A 19,323-nucleotide genomic window follows, 5' to 3' on the forward strand; every position below is an offset into this window, starting at 1 on the left:
TTGGCCTAACCGTTAAGCAATTGTGAACTGGGGGTCAGAATGGCCGAGTTGAAAGAAATTCAGGTTCGTGGCGCGCGCGAGCACAACTTGAAATCCATCGACGTGGATATTCCGCGTGATCGGCTCGTGGTGATCACCGGGCTGTCCGGCTCGGGCAAGTCGTCGCTGGCGTTTGACACGATCTATGCGGAAGGGCAGCGGCGCTATGTCGAAAGCCTGTCCGCCTATGCGCGCCAATTCCTTGATATGATGCAGAAACCGGACGTGGATCACATTGCGGGTCTGTCGCCTGCCATCTCGATTGAACAAAAGACGACATCCAAGAACCCGCGTTCGACCGTCGGCACCGTGACCGAGATTTACGACTATCTGCGCCTTCTGTTTGCCCGCGCGGGCACGCCGTATTCGCCTGCCACCGGCCTGCCCATCGAGGCCCAGCAGGTGCAGGATATGGTTGACCGAGTCATGCAGATGGAGGAGGGCACGCGCGCCTATCTGCTCGCCCCCATCGTGCGCGACCGAAAAGGAGAATATCGCAAGGAATTTCAAGACCTTCAGAAGAAGGGTTTTCAGCGCGTCAAGGTGAACGGAGAGCTGCACGAGCTTGATAATCCCCCCACGTTGGACAAGAAGTTCCGCCACAATATCGACGTGGTCGTGGACCGCGTGGTGGTGCGCGAAGGGATGGAGCAACGGCTGGCCGACAGTTTCCGCACCGCGCTGGATTTGGCCGATGGCATTGCCCTGCTGGAAACGGCGCCGAAAGAGGGCGAGCCGGAGATTTTCACCTTCTCGGAAAACTTCGCCTGTCCGGTGTCGGGGTTTACCATCCCGGAAATTGAACCGCGCCTGTTCTCGTTCAACGCGCCGTTCGGGGCGTGTCCGGTATGTGACGGGTTGGGCAAAGAACTGTTCTTTGACGAACGCCTTGTCGTCCCCGATGCGACACTGCAAATCTATGATGGTGCGCTTGCGCCTTGGCGTAAGGGCAAGTCTCCCTATTTCCTGCAAACCATAGAATCGATTGCCCGCCATTACGAATTTGACAAGAACACGCCGTGGAAAGACCTGCCCAAGCATGTGCAGCAGGTGTTCCTCTATGGTTCGGGCGAGGAAGAGATCAAGTTTCGTTTCGACGAAGGCGGGCGGGTCTATGAGGTCACGCGCCCCTTCGAAGGCGTCATTCCCAACATGGAACGCCGCTATCGCGAGACGGATTCGAACTGGATTCGCGAGGAATTTGAACGCTATCAGAACAACCGGCCTTGTGGTGCATGTGGCGGATATCGCCTCCGCGACGAGGCGCTCGCGGTCAAGATCGGTCCAGCCAAAGGCACGCCGGAGCAGCGCCTGCATGTGGGGCAGGTGGTCCAGATGTCGATCCGCGAGGCATTGGATTGGGTCGAGGACGCGCCAAATCATCTGAGCGAACAGAAGAAAGAAATCGCCCGCGCCATCCTGAAAGAAATCCGTGAACGTCTGGGTTTTCTGAACAATGTCGGTCTGGAATACCTCACGCTCAGCCGCAACTCCGGCACGTTGTCGGGCGGGGAAAGCCAGCGGATCCGGCTGGCCAGTCAGATTGGCTCCGGCCTGACGGGGGTTCTTTACGTGTTGGACGAGCCATCCATCGGGTTGCATCAGCGCGACAACGGGCGGCTTCTGACCACGCTGAAAAACCTGCGCGATCAGGGCAATACGGTAATTGTTGTCGAACATGATGAAGAAGCCATTCGCGAAGCGGACTATGTCTTCGATATCGGTCCCGGTGCGGGTGTGCATGGGGGTGAAGTGATTGCGCACGGCACACCTGACGATATCGCCGCCTGTGCTGACTCGATCACCGGGCAATACCTGACCGGCGCGCGCGAAATCGCCGTGCCGAGCCAGCGGCGCAAGGGCAATGGCAAGTCGGTGAAGGTGGTGAAGGCCACCGGTAATAACCTGCAAGGTGTCACTGCCGATTTTCCGTTGGGCCAGTTTGTCTGTGTGACCGGCGTGTCGGGCGGGGGTAAATCGACACTGACGATCGAAACGTTATTCAAGACCGCGTCGATGCGGTTGAACGGTGCGCGCCAGACGCCCGCGCCCTGTGAAACCATCAAGGGGCTGGAGCATCTGGACAAGGTCATCGACATCGACCAGCGCCCTATCGGGCGCACGCCACGGTCAAACCCCGCGACCTATACCGGGGCCTTCACGCCCATTCGCGAATGGTTCGCCGGTCTGCCCGAAGCCAAGACCCGCGGCTACAAGCCCGGCCGGTTCAGCTTCAACGTCAAAGGCGGACGATGCGAAGCCTGTCAGGGCGATGGTGTCATCAAGATCGAAATGCACTTCCTGCCCGACGTCTACGTCACTTGCGAAACCTGCAAGGGCAAACGCTACAACCGTGAAACGCTTGAGGTGCAGTTCAAGGGCAAGTCGATTGCCGATATTCTGGACATGACCGTCGAGGACGCGCAGAGTTTCTTTCAGGCGGTGCCGTCGATCCGCGACAAGATGGATGCGTTGATGCGCGTCGGTTTGGGCTATATCAAGGTGGGCCAGCAAGCGACAACCTTGTCCGGGGGCGAGGCGCAGCGGGTGAAGCTGTCGAAAGAGCTGTCCAAACGTTCGACCGGGCGCACGCTTTACATTCTGGATGAACCGACAACGGGTCTGCACTTCGAAGATGTGCGCAAGCTCTTGGAAGTGCTTCATGAATTGGTCGATCAGGGCAACACGGTTATCGTGATCGAACACAATCTGGATGTGATCAAGACGGCAGATCACCTGATCGACATTGGCCCGGAAGGTGGCGATGGGGGTGGTCGCATCGTGGCGACCGGCACGCCCGAGGACGTGGCGCAAGTCGCCGAGAGCTATACCGGGCATTATCTGGCGCAGATGCTCCTGCCGATGCGCAAAGCGGGCGAGTGATCCACGAAAAAGCCCGGCGGTGACGCCGGGCTTTGCTGTCTTGATTGGTAAGACCGATCAACCGTCGAAATCGGCTTCCTGCATCAATTTCAACGCATCGTCACGATAGCCGGCCACTTCCATCAGGTTTACGCCGTCCGGTGTAAAGCTGCCCCAGCCTTTCACCATGTCGTCGGCTTCGACGTCAGGCGAAATCGGATATTCGAAGTTTTGCGCGGCATAGATTTGTTGCGCTTTGGGCGAGGCAAGGAACTCCATCAGTTTGATGGCCGTTTCCTTGTTCGGGGCGTATTTGGCCAGCGCCATGCCCGACACGTTCACATGGGTGCCTGATCCTTCAAAGACCGGGAAGACAACATTGACACTGTCAGCCCATTCCTTTTGCTCGGGATCGCTGAGCATTTTACCCATGTAATAGGTGTTGCCGATCGCAATGTCGCATTCCCCGGCCCAGATCGCCTTAACCTGCGCGCGGTCGTTGCCTTGCGGTTTGCGGGCCAGGTTGGCCTTCACGCCATCAATCCAGGCCCGGGTGGCTTCTTCGCCGTTGTGGGTCAGGTAGGCAGCGACCAGCCCCAGTGTGTATGGGTGGGTGCCGGAACGGGTGCAGATGCGGCCTTTCCACTTCGGGTCGGCCAGATCTTCATATGTGGTCACTTCGCCCTCGGCCACACGCTCTTTCGAGGCATAGACAATCCGTGCACGAGAGGTAAGGCCGAACCATTCATTGCCGGGATCGCGATAGGCGGCAGGAATATTGGCGGCCAGAACCTCGTTTTCGACCGGTTGGGTCAGATCGGCTTCGACCACGGCGGCCAGCCGGGCGAAATCGACCGTCATGATCAGGTCGGCCGGGCTGCGTTTGTCTTCGGCTTTCAGACGTTCGATCACGCCGTCCTTCAGGAAGGCCACGTTGACCGGAATGCCGGTTTCTTCGGTGAAGGCATCCATCAGCGGCTGGATCAGCTCGGGCTGACGATAGGAATAGACGTTGACTTCTTCCGCGCTGGCGGCAGCCGGGATAAGGGTTGCGGCCAGAATTGAGGCGGTGGCGAAAGTGCGAACTGTGTTCATCACGTGGGTCTCCTTGTTTCGTTGTCGCGCTTAAACCTGAGTCTTTTGCTTTGGTCAATACCCGATTAAAACAATCAGAAATTATTTGCCACCTGATCGTTCCGCTGTCTTCTCTGCTTCCCAATGGGCGTCCATCTCGGCCAGGGACGCGTCAGTGGGTGCGCGCCCTACGGCGGCCAATCGCCGCTCGATGCCCTGAAACCGACGCTCGAATTTGGCGTTGGCATGGCGCAGCGCCTCTTCGGGGTCGACCTTCAGATGGCGCGCCAGATTGGCCACCACAAACAGCAAATCTCCGATTTCCTCGCGCAGTTCGTCCGGACCCAGCGTGTCCCGGGCTTCGGCAACCTCGCGGGCCTCTTCGGTGATCTTATCCAGCACAGGGCCGATATCGGGCCAATCGAACCCCACGCGGGCGGCCCGTTTTTGCAGCTTGACCGCCCGCAGCAGGGCCGGCAAACCGATGGCGACACCATCCAGCACGCCTTGCTGGGCCTTGTCCGCGCGTTCGGCGGCCTTGATGGTCTCCCAGTCACGGGTCTGCTGTTCGGCGGATTTGTCACGTGATTCGTCGCCGAACACATGCGGATGGCGCGCGACCATCTTGTCGGACATGGTGTCGGCCACTTCGTCGAAGCTGAACAGCCCGGCCTCCTCTGCCATCTGGGCGTGAAAGACGGACTGAAACAGCAGATCACCCAATTCGCCCTTCAATTCGTCCCACGCCCGACGCTCGATTGCGTCCGCCACCTCATAGGCTTCTTCGATCGTGTAAGGCGCGATGGTGGAAAAACTTTGTTCGATGTCCCACGGGCACCCGTTTTGCGGATCGCGCAGGCGGCGCATGATCTCGCGCAGGCGATCCATCCCCCCTTGCGGGTCGTGAACCAGATTGTCTGAGGGGGAACGATCGTGGGTTTTGCTCATTGCATCATGGTCCAAATCAGGATTGTTTCGTCTCACCCTTGATAGGAGGAAGTCATGGCAATCATCAACCGCATTGGCGAATTTGCAGGCGACATGAAGACATGGCGGCGCCATTTGCATGCCCACCCTGAACTGGGGTTGGCGTGTCACGACACTGCGGCCTATGTGGTGGATCACTTGCGCGACTTTGGGGTGGACGAGATTCACGAGAAGATCGGCGTGTCAGGTGTTGTGGGCATCATCAACGGTCAGGGCGACGGGCCGACCATCGGCTTGCGCGCCGATATGGATGCGTTGCCGATGCAGGAAATGACAGGACTTGACCATGCCTCGACCGTGCCCGGACGGATGCATGCCTGCGGCCATGACGGGCACACCACCATGTTGCTGGGGGCTGCGCGTTATCTTGCGGAAACGCGGAATTTCCGGGGCCGCGTCGCGCTGATCTTTCAGCCGGCCGAAGAAATAGACGGCGGCGCGAAATACATGTGCGACGAGGGGATGATGGACCGGTTTGGTATCGCCGAGGTCTATGCCCTGCACAACATGCCCGGGCACGATGTGGGCACGTTTTATACCACGCCCGGCCCGATCATGGCGGCGGTCGACACCTTGCGAGTCAAAGTGACGGGCCGTGGTGGCCACGCGGCTTATCCACAGGATACGGTCGATCCGATCATGGCCGTGGTGTCGATGGTGCAGGCGGTGCAATCCATCGTCAGCCGAAACCTGTCACCGATGGACAATCTGGTGGTCTCGGTCACGATGATTGGCGGCGGCACGGCGGACAATATCATCCCCGAGGACGCGTGGTTTGCCGCGACTGTCCGATCCTTCACCCCAGAGGTGCGCGAGATGGTGCAACGTCGTCTGCGCGAGGTCATTGAGGGGCAGGCGGCCAGTTTCGGCGTTACGGCCGATATTGATTATGAGCTGGGCTACCCGCCCACCGTGAACGACCCGGACGCCGTCAAGAAAGCCGCCGCAGTAGCGCAAGAGATCAGCGGTGCAAACCGTGTGCAGGCCAATGAAGGGCGTGAGATGGGCGCCGAGGATTTTGCCTACATGCTGGAAGAACGCCCCGGCGCATACTTGTTTCTGGGGCAGGGTAAAGATGGTGCAGGTGTTCATCACGCGGCCTATGATTTCAACGACGAAGTCGCCCCCTATGGAGCAAGTTTCTTCGCACGTCTGATCGAGCGGTTGAATCCGGTTTGAGGTCACGCCTCGAATTTGATCAAATTATCTGGCCAGACCGCGCAACCTGTGCTAACCGATCAGAAACAGGGGAGGCTCCTATGGCACTGGAAGACGCAAAAACACAGGTCGACACCGCATTTACGCGCGATGGGTTCAAGGGCTTGGCCTTTGAAAACACGTTTGGGGGGGCCTTGTCGTTTCTGCGCCGAACCTATTCCAAAGATCTGCGCGGCGTCGATATTGCCGTCACTGGCATCCCTTTCGACCAGGCTGTCACCAACCGCCCCGGCACCCGGCTTGGCCCGCGCGCCATCCGCGAAGCGTCGTGCCTGCAATCGCCCGATCAGGCCTATGGCTGGGATTTCGATGTGATGAGCGAGTTTGCCATCGCCGATTATGGCGATATGCCGTTCGATTACGCCCATATCGATAAGTTCCCCGCCGCGCTTGAGGCGCATATCACCAGCATTCTGGATCAGGGCGCTGCCTGCCTGACGCTGGGCGGCGATCACTATATCACCTTCCCGATCCTGCGCGCGCATGTGAAGAAGCACGGCCCCCTGAGCCTGTTGCAGTTTGATGCCCATACGGACACATGGACCGACGATGACATGACCCGCGTGGATCACGGCACGATGTTCTACAAGGCGGTGAAAGAGGGTCTGATCGACCCCGCGCGCTCGGTCCAAGTGGGCATCCGCACTCATAACGACGACACGTTGGGCGTGAACATCATCGACGCGCGCGAGGTGCATGAAACCGGCCCTGTCGCGGTGGTTGACAAGATCAAGTCGATCCTGGGCGACCACAAGACCTATCTGACCTTCGATATCGACGCGCTGGACCCGGCATTTGCTCCGGGCACCGGCACGCCGGTCTGGGCTGGCCTGACCTCGGCGCAGGTGTCGATGATCTTGCGCGACCTGGCCGGGATCAACATTGTCGGCGGCGACGTTGTTGAGGTGTCACCGCCCTATGACACAACCGGAGCGACCGCCATTGCAGGAGCGCATGTGGCCATGGAAATCCTGAATCTATGGGCAGTTACGCGGCGCAGTTGATTTTTGAAACGGTTGCACTGTGAAACATCAGCATCGGTTAATCCGTGCTGCACGTCTCTGTGCGATGGCATTCGCGCGTCGCAGACCCTTGCAGGATTAGGCTTGCAGCGTTTGGCCGGCTCATCTATCGCTACCAATAGTTGATGGGTCACGATCCGCGGGGGCGGAGGGTGAGGGGGCGTGTGTGAATTATTTTGTCACTGCATTTCTGGGTATCCTTTTTCTGGCCGTTCTCGCGCTTGGCTGGGTGCGACTGGCCCCCTTGCCGACCGAGAGGTTCTCGGCCCGACCGGGACCGAACAATCCCGGGACGCACCGGCTGCCGGGTGGGGTGAAATACGTGATTCCATTGCGCATTCTGCCTGAGGGTGCGTTGGACCATCTGGCATGGATCGCGTTGGAAGCGCCGCGCACGCATCTGCGCTATCAGGAAGACGATTTGTTCGCGGTGGTCACCCGCTCGCGCCGGATCGGCTTTCCCGACATCACGGTCGCCTGGGTCGCCGGGGACGCACTGCATATTCATGCCCATCTGGTTTATGGCAAAAGCGATATGGGCGTGAACGAACAACGGGTCGACGCCTGGCTCGAGAAGCTCAGACATCTTGATGATGACATGGACGACGAGTTCTGATTAAAGCGCAGGCGGTTCGGCGGGGGCCTCGCTGCTGGGCAGTGTCTTTGGGCTGCCAGCTTGTGCCGAAACGCAGCCTTCGCCCGTGTCACGCCACATCGGCACGTTCAGGCTCATCTCGCAGCGGGCCATGAAGGCGCGCCCCCCCACGAACAGGCAAATGCGTTCGCCCAGTTCGACCCGGCTGCCGGACGTGTCGGTGCAATAGCAGTCAATGACCTTGCCACCCGGCGTGGTGACATCGGCCAGCGTCGGTTCCGCGAACAGTCCGCCCGCGACGAAGAAAAGGGGCAACATCCTGAACATGCCTTAGTTTAGCACAATCGCGCCTCTTGACCAAACCCCTGTGATAAGGGACACCGCCACAATGGTTCCTATGGAAAAACTCTCTGCGATCACGGAACGGTTCGAGTTCCTGGAAGCCCGTATGGGCCAGGGCCTGTCGGGTGATGAAATCGCGCAGGTCGGGCGCGAATACGCCGAACTGAAACCGGTGGTCGAGGAGATTGCCGCCTATCGACGCCTGCTGGATGACATTGCCGAGGCCGAGGCGATGCTGGACGACCCGGACATGCGCGAACTGGCCGAAGAAGAACTGCCCGCGCTGAAAGAACGGCTGCCCGCGGTCGAACAGGCGATACGGCTGGTTCTGCTGCCCAAGGACGCCGCCGACGCCCGCCCCGCGATGATCGAAATCCGCCCTGGCACCGGCGGGGATGAGGCGTCGCTGTTCGCCGCCGATCTTCTGCGCATGTATCAACGCTATGCCGAAGCGCGGGGCTGGAAATTCGAGATCATGGAGCAGAGCCTGACCGAGCTGGGCGGCATCAAGGAAGTCGTGGCTCATGTGAAAGGCGAAGGCGTCTTTGCGCGCCTGAAATATGAAAGCGGTGTGCATCGGGTGCAACGCGTGCCGGAAACCGAAAGCGGCGGGCGCATTCATACCTCGGCGGCGACGGTCGCGGTGTTGCCCGAGGCCGAGGACGTGGATATTCAGATCGACCCCGGTGACATCCGCATCGACACGATGCGCGCCTCCGGGTCGGGCGGGCAGCACGTGAACACCACCGACAGCGCGGTGCGCATCACCCACCTGCCCACGGGCATCATGGTGACGAGTTCCGAGAAAAGCCAGCACCGCAACCGCGAGATCGCGATGCAGGTTCTGAAAACACGGCTTTTCGATCTGGAACGCCAGCGGGTGGACGACGCGCGCGCCGCCGACCGTAAGGCGCAGGTGGGGTCGGGCGATCGGTCTGAACGCATCCGCACGTATAATTTTCCGCAAGGCAGGATGACGGATCACCGGATCAACCTGACGCTTTACAAGCTGGACCAGATCATTGCGGGTGATCTGGACGAGGTGATCGACGCGCTCGTTTCCGAAGATCAAGCCGCACAGCTGGCCGCTTTGGACGGATGACGAGCGGCGCGCAGCTTTTAGGCGCGGCCACGCGGACGCTGCGGGACGCGGGTGTGGATGATCCGGTCCGCGATGCACGGGTGTTGCTGGCCCATGTTCTGGGTGTTGATCGCAGCCGTTTGACTGTGGTTCTGCCAGACAAGATTGCAGATCACGAAGCCGCCGCCTATGAACGAGCCATTGCGGCGCGGGCCAAGCGCCAACCTGTCGCCCAGATCACCGGCACACGCGCGTTTTATGGCCGGGACTTCATCGTGACCGGCGACGTCTTGGACCCGCGCCCGGACACCGAGCTTCTGATCGACACCGCGCTGTCAGCTTCGTTTGATACCTTGCTGGACCTCGGAACGGGAACGGGCTGCATCCTGTTGACATTGTTGGCCGAACGGCCCGAGGCGCAGGGGCAGGGGGTGGACCTGTCCGCCGATGCGCTGTCGATTGCCCGATCCAATGCGCAAGTTTTGCAGGTCGCGGATCGCGCTGAGTTTACGGAAGGGTCCTGGTTCGAGATGGTCGACGCCGACAAGCGGTTTGACCTGATTGTCTGCAACCCGCCCTATATATCGGACGATGAGATGGCGACCTTGGCCCCCGAGGTGCGGGACTGGGAGCCGCATCTGGCGCTGACCCCCGGCGGTGACGGACTTGCAGCTTATCGCCAGATCATTTCCGAAGCGCCGCAACATCTGGTGCCCGGTGGACGCTTGATTGTCGAGATTGGCGCCGGGCAGGGCGCGGCGGTCAGGAACTTGTTTCAAAGGGCCGGATTCGTTGCAATCCAGTTGCTGAAAGACCTGTCCCAGCACGACCGCGTCGTCATCGGCAACTGGACGTCCACGCGGAATTTGTCCAGCTAACTGGTGTAAAACAGCCGTTAAATAGTCCGAAACCCGGCAAATTTCCCCGTTTCCATCAGTTTTTGCCAGATAAGGCTTGTGTTTCGGCAATCCACGTGACAATCAGGCTTTAGCAGTGTCGCAGTCCTTGTGACAGCCGCTGTTGGTAAGCCCTACAATTCGAGCGATGTGGCACAGATTGGTGTCTTGTTCGAAAACACAGCGCGGCAATTAAACCGCGCGTTGGAAGCTAAAAGCTGGAAAAACAAGCTTATGAGATCGCCGAAATCACGTTCGCGGAATAACAAGTCGAACCGAAACCGGAACAATCCCGGTAACATCATAAACCGCGTCTATGACAGCTCGGGCCCCGAAGGCAAAGTGCGCGGGACGCCCCAGCAGATCATCGACAAATATACCCAGTTGGCGCGCGATGCGTTCTTGTCGAATGACCGGGTTGCGGGCGAGAACTTCCAGCAACACGCGGAACATTACACCCGACTTCTCGGTGAAGCCCAGCGTGAGATGGAAGCCAGGCGGTTGCAGTCGGAACAGCAAAACCGCGAACGTCAACAACGCGAAAAAGAAGAGCGTGAGGCGCGAGCCGAGCGCAAATCGCCGCAAGGTGCCGCAGGTGAGGGCGATCAGCCCGACATCACGCCGCAGCCTGACACGATGGATGAGGGCGCGGAAAGCGGTCTGGTCGAAACGCCGGAAAGCAAGCCGAAGAAGGCGCCCGCACGGGCCCGCAAGCCCCGCAAACCGGCGAAATCAGATGCCCCGACCTCTGATGATGATGCGACAAGCGGCGCTCCGGATGCGCCCGAAGCAGCCGAGTAAGCTGCTCGCTCAGGTTATGTTGAACCCGGCCTGCGAAAGCTGTGCCGGGTTTTTTCACGCCGATTGGTCGTCACGGATACGAAAAAGCCCCACCACAAGGGGCAGGGCTTTCAGTTTTGTTTCCGAGGGACTGGCTCAGTCCGTACCGCGATACGGCTCGACATATTGCAAAGCCATGTCCCATGGGAAGAAAATCCACGTGTCCTGACTGACCTCGGTGATGAATGTGTCCACCAGTGGGCGTCCTTTGGGTTTGGCATAAACCGTGGCGAAATGTGCTTTGGGATACATGTTGCGCACCAGTTCCAACGTTTTGCCGGTGTCGACAAGGTCGTCAATGACCAGGATCCCCTCACCATCGCCCATCATGGCCGCATCCGGGGCTTTCAGAAGCTCGGCTTCGCCCTGCGACTGGTGGTGATAGGATTTGACCGAAACGGTATCAACGGTGCGAATGTCCAGCTCGCGCGCGACGATCATGGCCGGTGCCAGCCCGCCACGGGTGATCGCAACCACTGCGCGCCAGCCAGTGTCTTTTGGGCCCTGGCCATCCAGCCGCCACGCCAAAGCACGACTGTCGCGGTGGATCTGATCCCAGCTGATGTGGAAACCTTTTTCGTGGGGCAGACGGTCGCTCATGTGGAATGCTCCTTATTTGCGTCCAGTGGCCACGTCGATGTCGGGGGCGTCAACCGCCTTCATGCCGACAACGTGATAGCCGCTGTCCACATGATGGGTCTCGCCCGTGACGCCCGACCCAAGATCGGACAGCAGATACAGGGCGGAGTTGCCGACATCCTGAATGGTGACATTGCGGCGCAGCGGTGAATTCAGTTCGTTCCATTTCAGAATGTAACGGAAATCACCGATGCCCGAGGCCGCCAGCGTCTTGATCGGCCCGGCAGAGATCGAATTCACGCGAATGCCATCCTTGCCCAGATCCTCGGCCATGTAGCGCACAGATGCTTCAAGCGCCGCCTTGGCCACGCCCATCACGTTGTAATGGGGCATGACTTGCTCGGCACCATAATAGGTCAGCGTCAGAAGCGATCCACCATCCGGCATCATATCCGCAGCGCGTCGTGCGACGGCGGTGAAGGAATAGACCGAGATGTCCATCGTCACCCGGAAGTTTTCCGGGCTGGTGTCAACATAGCGACCCCGAAGTTCGTTTTTATCAGAAAAACCAATGGCATGGACGACGAAGTCCAACTTTCCCCATCTCTGCTGAAGTGTGCTGAACAATGCGTCAATCGACTCTTGATCCGCCACATCGCATTCAATGATGACATCCGAACCCAACTGGGCGGCCAGCGGATCAACGCGTTTTTTCAGCGCTTCGCCCTGATAGGAAAAAGCCAGTTCGGCTCCAGCGTCGGCACAGGCTTTCGCGATCCCCCATGCGATGGACTTGTCATTGGCAAGTCCCATAATCAGGCCGCGTTTGCCCTTCATCAATTCGCTCGACATTCTGGTTCCCCGTCCCGAGATACTCCGTTAAGTCCGTTTAGGCGATTGGCCCTGTCTCTTCAAGTCTGTGGGTCATGTCCTGTTAAGGTATTGTAACAGAGTTGGCACGGAACCGCGCAGGCCATATGTTTGGAAAGTAACGAAAAGGAGGCCGGGATGTCAGAACGTGGCGGGATATTTGCAGGCGACGATCCGTTTGTCATCGCGCGAAACTGGCTGGCCGAGGCCGAGAAAACGGAGCCCAATGATCCCAATGCCATCGCGCTATCGACAGTCGATGCAGACGGGCTTCCAAATGCGCGGATGGTGTTGTTGAAGGACATCGAAGATGATGCCTTCGTGTTCTATACGAATTACGGGTCGGCCAAGGCGCAAGAGCTGGACCAATCCGGCAAGGCGGCATTTGTCATGCATTGGAAAAGCCTGCGCCGCCAGATCCGGGTGCGTGGCATGATCGAGCGCGAGGAGGGACCTCAGGCGGATGCCTATTACGCATCGCGATCGCTGAAAAGCCGACTGGGCGCCTGGGCGTCGCATCAGAGCCAACCCTTGGCGTCACGCGCAGCGTTGATGGCCGAGGTGGCGAAGGTGACGGCAACGCATGGCACCAACCCGTCGCGCCCGCCATTTTGGGGTGGATACCGCATTTGGCCGACTGAAATCGAGTTCTGGGCCGATGGCGCGTTCCGCCTTCATGACCGGTTTCGTTGGAGCAAGGGGGAAAAAAATGACTCGTGGTCAGTTACTCGACTAAACCCTTAAAAAAACTGAATTTTCGTGCTATACCTGCCTAAAAGTATATGTGTTTAAGGCTTGCACCCGGATTTCAAACACCCCAATAGTATGATCGGGGGCGCGAATTTTTTGAGGACAGAAATGGCGCAAGAAACAGACGCGCATGAGCCAATCGTGCTGCGTGGCCAGGTCAAATGGTTTGACCCGAGCAAGGGGTTTGGTTTCGTGATCGCAGATGAAGGCGGGGCGGATATTCTGCTTCATGCCAACGTGCTGCGCAATTTCGGCCAAAGCTCAGTTGCCGATGGGTCCATCATCGAAATTTCCGTTCAATCGACCGAACGGGGACGTCAGGCTGTCAACGTCTTGTCGATTCAGCCGCCCGCGGCTGATTCCGAACACCAACTTGAAGAATTCGTTGAAGGTGTCGTTGATCCCGACAGTGTTGGTCCGTTGGAGCCTGCGCGGGTCAAATGGTTCGACAAGGCCAAGGGATTTGGCTTTGCCAATGTGTTTGGACGGTCGGAAGACGTGTTTATCCATGTCGAGGTTCTGCGCCGGTCAGGTCTTGCCGATTTGCAACCGGGCGAAGCGATCGGCCTGCGAACAGCAGCGGGCAAACGCGGCTGCATGGCAGTCAGCGTGTCGTCGTGGGATGCGGCCACCGATCATAAGGATTGATATGCATAGCCAATTCAACAAGGTTCTGAGACTTGGGGCGTCCGTCATCTGCGCCTTTTTACTGTCTGGTCCTGCATTTGCCGGGACATGTGGTCCTGATCATGTTGACCTTCGTGGCGACTGGGGAAAAGCGCGGTTCACGGTCGAGATCGCCGACGATCCCGGCGAACGTGCGCAAGGTTTGATGAACCGCGAAAGCTTGCCGATGTCTCATGGCATGTTGTTTCTGTTTGATAAGCCGCAACCGGTCAGTTTCTGGATGAAAAACACGCTGATCCCATTGGATATGCTGTTTCTGACCGCCGATGGAACGGTGGCGCGGGTGCACGAGAACGCCATACCGCTTGATCTGTCGCCCATCCCCGGAGGGTCGGATATCCTTGCAGTGCTTGAGGTGAACGGCGGCATCGCCGAGCGGTTTGGTATAACCGAAGGCACCGAACTACGCCATCCTTTGCTGGATCAGAGCATCGCGTCATGGCCCTGCGCGGCAGCAGAATAGACAAGGTAGATCATGAAGATCGGGCAGGTTGTCAATTTGCCCTTTTCTTCGTCCATCACCCCCGTTAAGGAGAGGGCGTTCGGGGCGTAGCGCAGCCTGGTAGCGCGACGGTTTTGGGTACCGTAGGTCGCAAGTTCGAATCTTGCCGTCCCGACCACCACCATTCCACCATGAACCAGATCGACGCGGGTCGCCTTATCCCGACGACGCATGACCGCCATATCCGGTGATCCGGCACCCATCGCGACCGGTCAGCGCCAAACCATCTGCGTCCCGCGTCTCTCTCGGTTCCGGCCACTAAGGCAGGGGTGGTGACGAACCACCTAAGAGATATGTTCAACGAGAAATGTGATTCTTTTCCGACGTCATTTTTACGCGATGATGACACTTTGCCTGACGTATCAATGCCACACCTGACCGTCCTAACAGCTTGTTTGTCTGAAGATGGTGAGATTTCTCTGTTTTGCCGAGAGATCTTTTGAATTGCGTTCTCGCCCGAACGATCTGCCGTGGTGCGCCCCATGTGCTTGATGGTTCTGAATTGAGGTATCACTTTCCCTTTTTGGCATAAGTCCGGTGATCAAATAGCAAAATCAGAAACCATCCACAGACACCCTCTGACGAGGAATCAATTGGTTAATTCGGGACTTGCCCAAACCACGATTGAGGTCAACGCAAAAGAGTTGTGGATAGACCAGAAGTTTTTGTTGACCTGCTAGGGGTCGATACGTCACCTTGTGCGTGCTGGTCATCAAGCCACAACATATAGTGGCGGCAGGTTACAGCGGGACAGTGAAATATATATGGCGCGACCTGATGGGTCGAAACCAAACCGGGTCCGCGTAGGGCGTGTTTCGGGGCGGAATTCCTGTGTCAATTTCGGTCCTTGCGATCAGCTAAATTTTGAAGGGTGAAGGCGTGCCCAGACACGCAACACCACAGCGCACGAAGGATCGACGGGGCACTATGAAAATCGAACGCAAATTCACCAAAGCCGGAGCAGACGCTTATTCCGAGCTGGATTTCATCACCACTACATCTGAAATCCGTAACCCGGATGGCACAATTGTCTTCAAATTGGACGCTTGCGAAGTCCCGGCGGATTGGAGCCAGGTTGCCTCGGACGTGATTGCGCAGAAGTATTTTCGCAAAGCGGGCGTGCCGGCGGCATTGAAGCGCGTGAAAGAAAAAGGTGTTCCTGAGTTTCTCTGGCGCTCGGTCCCGGACGACAAAGCACTGGCAGAGCTGCCGAAAGAAGAGCGTTACGGTGGCGAGACCTCGGCCAAGCAAGTGTTTGACCGTCTGGCAGGGGCGTGGACCTATTGGGGTTGGAAAGGTGGTTACTTCACCACCGAGGCTGACGCGAAAGCCTATTTCGACGAAATGCGCCACATGTTGGCCAGCCAGCGCGCGGCCCCGAACTCGCCGCAGTGGTTTAACACCGGCCTGCATTGGGCCTATGGCATCGACGGTCCGGCGCAAGGCCATTACTACGTCGATCACAAGACCCGCAAGCTGACCAAATCCAAATCGAGCTATGAGCATCCGCAGCCCCATGCCTGTTTCATCCAGTCGATCGGTGACGATCTGGTGGGCGACGGCGGCATCATGGACTTGTGGGTGCGTGAAGCGCGCCTTTTCAAATACGGCTCAGGCACCGGCACCAACTTCTCGTCCCTGCGTGCGGCGAATGAGCCGCTGTCGGGTGGTGGTAAATCATCTGGTTTGATGGGTTTCCTGAAAATCGGCGACCGCGCGGCGGGCGCAATCAAGTCGGGCGGCACCACACGCCGCGCGGCCAAGATGGTGATCGTGGACAGCGACCATCCGGATATCGAGGAATACATCAACTGGAAGGTCAAGGAAGAGCAGAAAGTGGCCTCGCTGGTTGCAGGTTCGAAGATGCACGAAGAGCATCTGAACCACATCTTCGCCGCGATCCGCACATGGGATGGCGCCGAAGAAGACGCTTACGATCCGAAGATCAACGAGTCCCTGAAAGACGTCATTCGTGCTGCGAAAAAGGTCGCGATCCCAGAGGTTTATGTAAAACGCGTGCTGGATTATGCCAAGCAGGGTTATGGCGCGATCGAGTTCCCGACCTATGACACCGACTGGGATTCGGAAGCATACGCGACCGTATCGGGCCAGAACTCGAACAACTCGGTGCGTGTGACGGATGCGTATCTGAAAGCCGTTGAAGCAGATGCCGATTGGGAACTGATCCGCCGCACCGATGGCTCGGTCGCCAAGACCATCAAGGCGCGCGATTTGTGGGACCAGATCGGCCACGCCGCCTGGGCCTGCGCCGATCCGGGCATCCAGTATCACGACACGGTCAACGCCTGGCACACCTGCCCGGAAGACGGCGAAATCCGCGGCTCGAACCCGTGTTCGGAATATATGTTCCTGGATGACACGGCCTGCAACCTGGCCTCGATGAACCTGCTGACCTTCCTGGAAGACGGTGTGTTCCAGGCCGAAGATTACATGCACGCCACCCGCCTGTGGACGATCACGCTGGAGATTTCAGTGATGATGGCGCAGTTCCCGTCGAAAGAGATTGCCGAGCGCAGCTATGTCTTCCGCACGCTGGGGCTGGGTTATGCCAATATCGGCGGGCTGCTGATGAATATGGGCTTTGGCTACGACTCGCCCGAGGGCCGGGCGATGTGCGGCGCGCTGACGGCGATCCTGTCGGGTGTATCTTACGCGACCTCTGCCGAAATGGCGGGCGAGCTTGGGGCGTTCGAAGGGTTCGAGCGTAACAGGAATCACATGCTGCGGGTGATCCGCAACCACCGCACCGCTGCCTATGGCGCGACCGAAGGGTATGAGGGTCTGTCGATCAAGCCACTGGCGCTGGATCACGCAAACTGCCCCGATGCCAAGCTGGTCGATCTGGCCATGGGCGCGTGGGACGAGGCGCTGGCGCTGGGGGAAAAGCACGGCTATCGCAACGCGCAGGTGTCCGTGATTGCACCTACCGGTACCATTGGTCTGGTGATGGATTGTGACACCACCGGGATCGAGCCTGACTTCGCGCTGGTGAAGTTCAAGAAACTGGCCGGCGGCGGATACTTCAAGATCATCAACCGCTCGGTTCCGGCGGCGCTTGAGAAGTTGGGCTATGCGTCGTCAGAAATTGAAGAGATCATCAGCTATGCCGTGGGTCACGGCACAATTGGTAATGCGCCGGGGATCAACCACACGACGCTGATCGGTCACGGTTTTGGGCAAAACGAGATCGACAAGATCGAGGCAGCGCTGCCGTCCGCGTTCGACATCCGCTTCGTGTTCAACCAATGGACGCTGGGTGAAGAGTTCTGCACCAACGTGCTGGACATCCCGGCCGAGAAGCTGAACAACCCCGATTTCAGCCTGCTCAGCCACTTGGGCTTCACCCGCCGCGACATCGAAGCTGCCAATGACCACGTCTGCGGCACGATGACCCTGGAAGGGGCGCCGCATCTGAAAGAAGAGCATTACAACGTCTTTGACTGCGCCAACCCGTGCGGCAAAAAAGGCAAGCGTTTCCTGAATGTTGACAGCCATATCTATATGATGGCCGCGGCGCAGAGCTTCATTTCCGGCGCGATCTCGAAAACCATCAACATGGCGAATGACGCCACGATCGAGGATTGCCAGAAAGCCTATGAACTGTCGTGGAGCCTCGGGATCAAAGCGAACGCGCTCTACCGCGATGGCTCGAAACTCAGTCAACCGCTGGCCGCGGCACTGGTCGAAGATGACGAGGAAGCCGAAGAAATCCTTGCCGCGGGTTCGCCCCACGACAAAGCGGTGACATTGGCCGAGAAGATCATCGAAAAAATCGTCGTCAAAGAAGTTGCGCGTGGCCGTGAGAAACTGCCTGAGCGTCGCAAAGGCTACACCCAAAAAGCCATCGTTGGCGGACACAAGGTTTACCTGCGCACCGGCGAATACGAAGATGGCAATCTGGGTGAGATCTTCATCGACATGCACAAGGAAGGCGCTGGCTTCCGGGCGATGATGAACAACTTCGCCATTGCCGTGTCCGTGGGCTTGCAATACGGCGTGCCGCTTGAGGAGTTCGTGGACGCTTTCACCTTCACCAAGTTCGAACCGGCCGGGATGGTGCAGGGCAACGATTCAATCAAGAACGCAACCTCGATCCTTGACTATATCTTCCGCGAACTGGCTGTCAGCTATCTGGATCGCACTGATCTGGCGCATGTGAAACCAGAAGGGGCCAGTTTCGACGATCTGGGTCGCGGCGAGGAAGAAGGCGTGTCGAACGTTCAGGAAATGACTGAAACTGCGGCCTCCAAGTCATTGGAAGTGTTGAAGCAAATCAGTTCGACCGGATACTTGCGCAAGCGGATGCCGCAAGAGCTGATGGTGCTGCAAGGCGGCACCGACGCAGGGGGAACGGTTCTGACCGGAACCGATCCGGTGGGCGTGCTCAACACGTTGGTGCCGGAGACGGCAGGGATGAAAACCACCGTGACGGAAACACTGGTGAGCGAAACCGCGGTATCGACGGGCACGATCAACAAGATCGACGCGCGCACCAAAGCCAAGATGCAGGGCTACGAGGGCGACCCCTGCGGCGAATGCGGCAACTACACGCTGGTCCGCAATGGCACCTGTATGAAATGCAACACCTGTGGGTCGACCACGGGCTGTAGCTAAGAGACCGCCGGGCCCGTCCACGTCCCAAGGGATGTGCCCGGCTGACATGGGAGGGAGCGTGCGCAAGTGCCGCCTTCCATCTTGACACGGGGCGGGTGCGCTCGCCCCCTGACGTGGATAAGGCCGCAGGCAAAAACAACCGGGCGGTATCAAGGATGAGCCTTATCAGCGAAACTGGGGTGCCTTCGGGCGCCCCATTCTTTTTTGCAGGTTTGGCAGGTGCGATTTCATCCTTCTGCTGCAAGTGATTCTGTGCCGCAGAATGTGCTGGTTGACGTCACGGCATCAATACGCTCTGAGGACTGCGATTGAAGCGGAAAAACAACCGGACACCTGTAATAAGT

At 58.5% G+C, this 19,323-nt stretch carries 16 protein-coding genes and 1 tRNA gene; 12 read left to right on the top strand and 5 right to left on the bottom strand.

All coding sequences use genetic code 11. The annotated features are described in order from the left end of the window. Positions 1-39: 39 nt before the first annotated feature. Positions 40-2,922: an excinuclease ABC subunit UvrA gene (uvrA, locus tag BMY55_RS07955; RefSeq protein WP_091429740.1), complete on the top strand. Its 2,883-nt coding sequence runs from the start codon at positions 40-42 to the stop codon at positions 2,920-2,922. Between the two features lie 57 nt (positions 2,923-2,979). Here the strand turns inward: uvrA and BMY55_RS07960 are convergent, their stop codons facing one another. Together BMY55_RS07960 and mazG are read right to left on the bottom strand one after the other, a co-directional pair. Further along, positions 2,980-3,996: a Fe(3+) ABC transporter substrate-binding protein gene (locus BMY55_RS07960; protein ID WP_091429742.1), complete on the bottom strand. Its 1,017-nt coding sequence runs from the start codon at positions 3,994-3,996 to the stop codon at positions 2,980-2,982. Positions 3,997-4,077: 81 nt separating this feature from the next. Continuing rightward, the gene (gene mazG, locus BMY55_RS07965) at positions 4,078-4,923 is read right to left on the bottom strand and encodes a nucleoside triphosphate pyrophosphohydrolase (protein WP_245744685.1); all 846 of its coding nucleotides are present in this window, start codon (positions 4,921-4,923) and stop codon (positions 4,078-4,080) included. A gap of 54 nt (positions 4,924-4,977) precedes the next feature. Between mazG and BMY55_RS07970 the strand changes: the two genes are divergently transcribed. From BMY55_RS07970 to BMY55_RS07980, 3 genes are all read left to right on the top strand, one after another. Beyond that, positions 4,978-6,141, top strand: a complete 1,164-nt coding sequence (locus BMY55_RS07970; RefSeq protein WP_091429745.1) for a M20 aminoacylase family protein — start codon at positions 4,978-4,980, stop codon at positions 6,139-6,141. A gap of 80 nt (positions 6,142-6,221) precedes the next feature. Continuing rightward, positions 6,222-7,184: an agmatinase gene (gene speB / locus BMY55_RS07975; RefSeq protein WP_091429747.1), complete on the top strand. Its 963-nt coding sequence runs from the start codon at positions 6,222-6,224 to the stop codon at positions 7,182-7,184. A 184-nt stretch (positions 7,185-7,368) separates the two neighbouring features. Then, positions 7,369-7,818: a DUF1499 domain-containing protein gene (locus BMY55_RS07980; RefSeq protein ID WP_177179309.1), complete on the top strand. Its 450-nt coding sequence runs from the start codon at positions 7,369-7,371 to the stop codon at positions 7,816-7,818. Here BMY55_RS07980 and BMY55_RS07985 read toward each other — a convergent pair whose 3' ends face one another. After that, on the bottom strand, positions 7,819-8,115 hold the full coding sequence (locus BMY55_RS07985) for a hypothetical protein (RefSeq protein WP_245744686.1): 297 nt from the start codon (positions 8,113-8,115) through the stop codon (positions 7,819-7,821). A gap of 70 nt (positions 8,116-8,185) precedes the next feature. Here BMY55_RS07985 and prfA point away from each other — a divergent pair, with 70 nt between their 5' ends. From prfA to BMY55_RS08000, 3 genes are all read left to right on the top strand, one after another. Next, complete coding sequence (prfA, locus tag BMY55_RS07990) at positions 8,186-9,241, top strand: peptide chain release factor 1 (protein WP_091429752.1); 1,056 nt, start codon at positions 8,186-8,188, stop codon at positions 9,239-9,241. Beyond that, the gene (prmC, locus tag BMY55_RS07995) at positions 9,238-10,098 is read left to right on the top strand and encodes a peptide chain release factor N(5)-glutamine methyltransferase (RefSeq protein WP_091429754.1); all 861 of its coding nucleotides are present in this window, start codon (positions 9,238-9,240) and stop codon (positions 10,096-10,098) included. Before prfA ends, prmC begins: the two co-directional genes overlap by 4 nt. A gap of 252 nt (positions 10,099-10,350) precedes the next feature. Then, the gene (locus BMY55_RS08000) at positions 10,351-10,917 is read left to right on the top strand and encodes a DUF4167 domain-containing protein (protein ID WP_091432189.1); all 567 of its coding nucleotides are present in this window, start codon (positions 10,351-10,353) and stop codon (positions 10,915-10,917) included. A gap of 135 nt (positions 10,918-11,052) precedes the next feature. Here BMY55_RS08000 and gpt read toward each other — a convergent pair whose 3' ends face one another. Beyond that, entirely contained in the window at positions 11,053-11,556 is a 504-nt protein-coding gene (gene gpt, locus BMY55_RS08005) for a xanthine phosphoribosyltransferase (protein WP_091429756.1), read from the bottom strand. Positions 11,557-11,568: 12 nt separating this feature from the next. Next, a complete protein-coding gene (fabI, locus tag BMY55_RS08010; protein WP_091429758.1) occupies positions 11,569-12,387 on the bottom strand; it encodes an enoyl-ACP reductase FabI in 819 nt (272 codons plus the stop codon). A 156-nt stretch (positions 12,388-12,543) separates the two neighbouring features. Here fabI and pdxH point away from each other — a divergent pair, with 156 nt between their 5' ends. From pdxH to BMY55_RS08035, 5 genes are all read left to right on the top strand, one after another. Beyond that, a complete protein-coding gene (gene pdxH / locus BMY55_RS08015; protein ID WP_091429761.1) occupies positions 12,544-13,149 on the top strand; it encodes a pyridoxamine 5'-phosphate oxidase in 606 nt (201 codons plus the stop codon). A 114-nt stretch (positions 13,150-13,263) separates the two neighbouring features. Beyond that, positions 13,264-13,803 (top strand): cold-shock protein, encoded by a 540-nt coding sequence (locus BMY55_RS08020; protein WP_091432190.1) that lies wholly within the window; start codon positions 13,264-13,266, stop codon positions 13,801-13,803. Between the two features lies 1 nt (position 13,804). Next, positions 13,805-14,305: a DUF192 domain-containing protein gene (locus tag BMY55_RS08025; RefSeq protein ID WP_091429763.1), complete on the top strand. Its 501-nt coding sequence runs from the start codon at positions 13,805-13,807 to the stop codon at positions 14,303-14,305. An 80-nt stretch (positions 14,306-14,385) separates the two neighbouring features. Further along, positions 14,386-14,462 (top strand) — tRNA-Pro (locus BMY55_RS08030). Between the two features lie 809 nt (positions 14,463-15,271). Then, the gene (locus tag BMY55_RS08035) at positions 15,272-18,979 is read left to right on the top strand and encodes a vitamin B12-dependent ribonucleotide reductase (protein WP_091429764.1); all 3,708 of its coding nucleotides are present in this window, start codon (positions 15,272-15,274) and stop codon (positions 18,977-18,979) included. Positions 18,980-19,323 lie beyond the last annotated feature (344 nt).

Source organism: Aliiroseovarius sediminilitoris, from assembly GCF_900109955.1.
Taxonomy (GTDB): Bacteria; Pseudomonadota; Alphaproteobacteria; order Rhodobacterales; family Rhodobacteraceae; genus Aliiroseovarius; species Aliiroseovarius sediminilitoris.

What these genes read in the sequence shown, in the direction of transcription:
- speB (WP_091429747.1), top strand. Translation starts at nt 6,222, where the DNA reads ATGGCACTGGAAGACGCAAAAACACAGGTCGACACCGCATTTACGCGC.
- BMY55_RS08000 (WP_091432189.1), top strand. Translation starts at nt 10,351, where the DNA reads ATGAGATCGCCGAAATCACGTTCGCGGAATAACAAGTCGAACCGAAAC.
- BMY55_RS08025 (WP_091429763.1), top strand. Translation starts at nt 13,805, where the DNA reads ATGCATAGCCAATTCAACAAGGTTCTGAGACTTGGGGCGTCCGTCATC.
- uvrA (WP_091429740.1), top strand. Translation starts at nt 40, where the DNA reads ATGGCCGAGTTGAAAGAAATTCAGGTTCGTGGCGCGCGCGAGCACAAC.
- prmC (WP_091429754.1), top strand. Translation starts at nt 9,238, where the DNA reads ATGACGAGCGGCGCGCAGCTTTTAGGCGCGGCCACGCGGACGCTGCGG.
- fabI (WP_091429758.1), bottom strand. Translation starts at nt 12,387, where the DNA reads ATGTCGAGCGAATTGATGAAGGGCAAACGCGGCCTGATTATGGGACTT.
- BMY55_RS07985 (WP_245744686.1), bottom strand. Translation starts at nt 8,115, where the DNA reads ATGTTGCCCCTTTTCTTCGTCGCGGGCGGACTGTTCGCGGAACCGACG.
- prfA (WP_091429752.1), top strand. Translation starts at nt 8,186, where the DNA reads ATGGTTCCTATGGAAAAACTCTCTGCGATCACGGAACGGTTCGAGTTC.
- mazG (WP_245744685.1), bottom strand. Translation starts at nt 4,923, where the DNA reads ATGAGCAAAACCCACGATCGTTCCCCCTCAGACAATCTGGTTCACGAC.
- BMY55_RS07970 (WP_091429745.1), top strand. Translation starts at nt 4,978, where the DNA reads ATGGCAATCATCAACCGCATTGGCGAATTTGCAGGCGACATGAAGACA.
- BMY55_RS08035 (WP_091429764.1), top strand. Translation starts at nt 15,272, where the DNA reads ATGAAAATCGAACGCAAATTCACCAAAGCCGGAGCAGACGCTTATTCC.
- BMY55_RS08020 (WP_091432190.1), top strand. Translation starts at nt 13,264, where the DNA reads ATGGCGCAAGAAACAGACGCGCATGAGCCAATCGTGCTGCGTGGCCAG.
- gpt (WP_091429756.1), bottom strand. Translation starts at nt 11,556, where the DNA reads ATGAGCGACCGTCTGCCCCACGAAAAAGGTTTCCACATCAGCTGGGAT.
- BMY55_RS07960 (WP_091429742.1), bottom strand. Translation starts at nt 3,996, where the DNA reads ATGAACACAGTTCGCACTTTCGCCACCGCCTCAATTCTGGCCGCAACC.
- pdxH (WP_091429761.1), top strand. Translation starts at nt 12,544, where the DNA reads ATGTCAGAACGTGGCGGGATATTTGCAGGCGACGATCCGTTTGTCATC.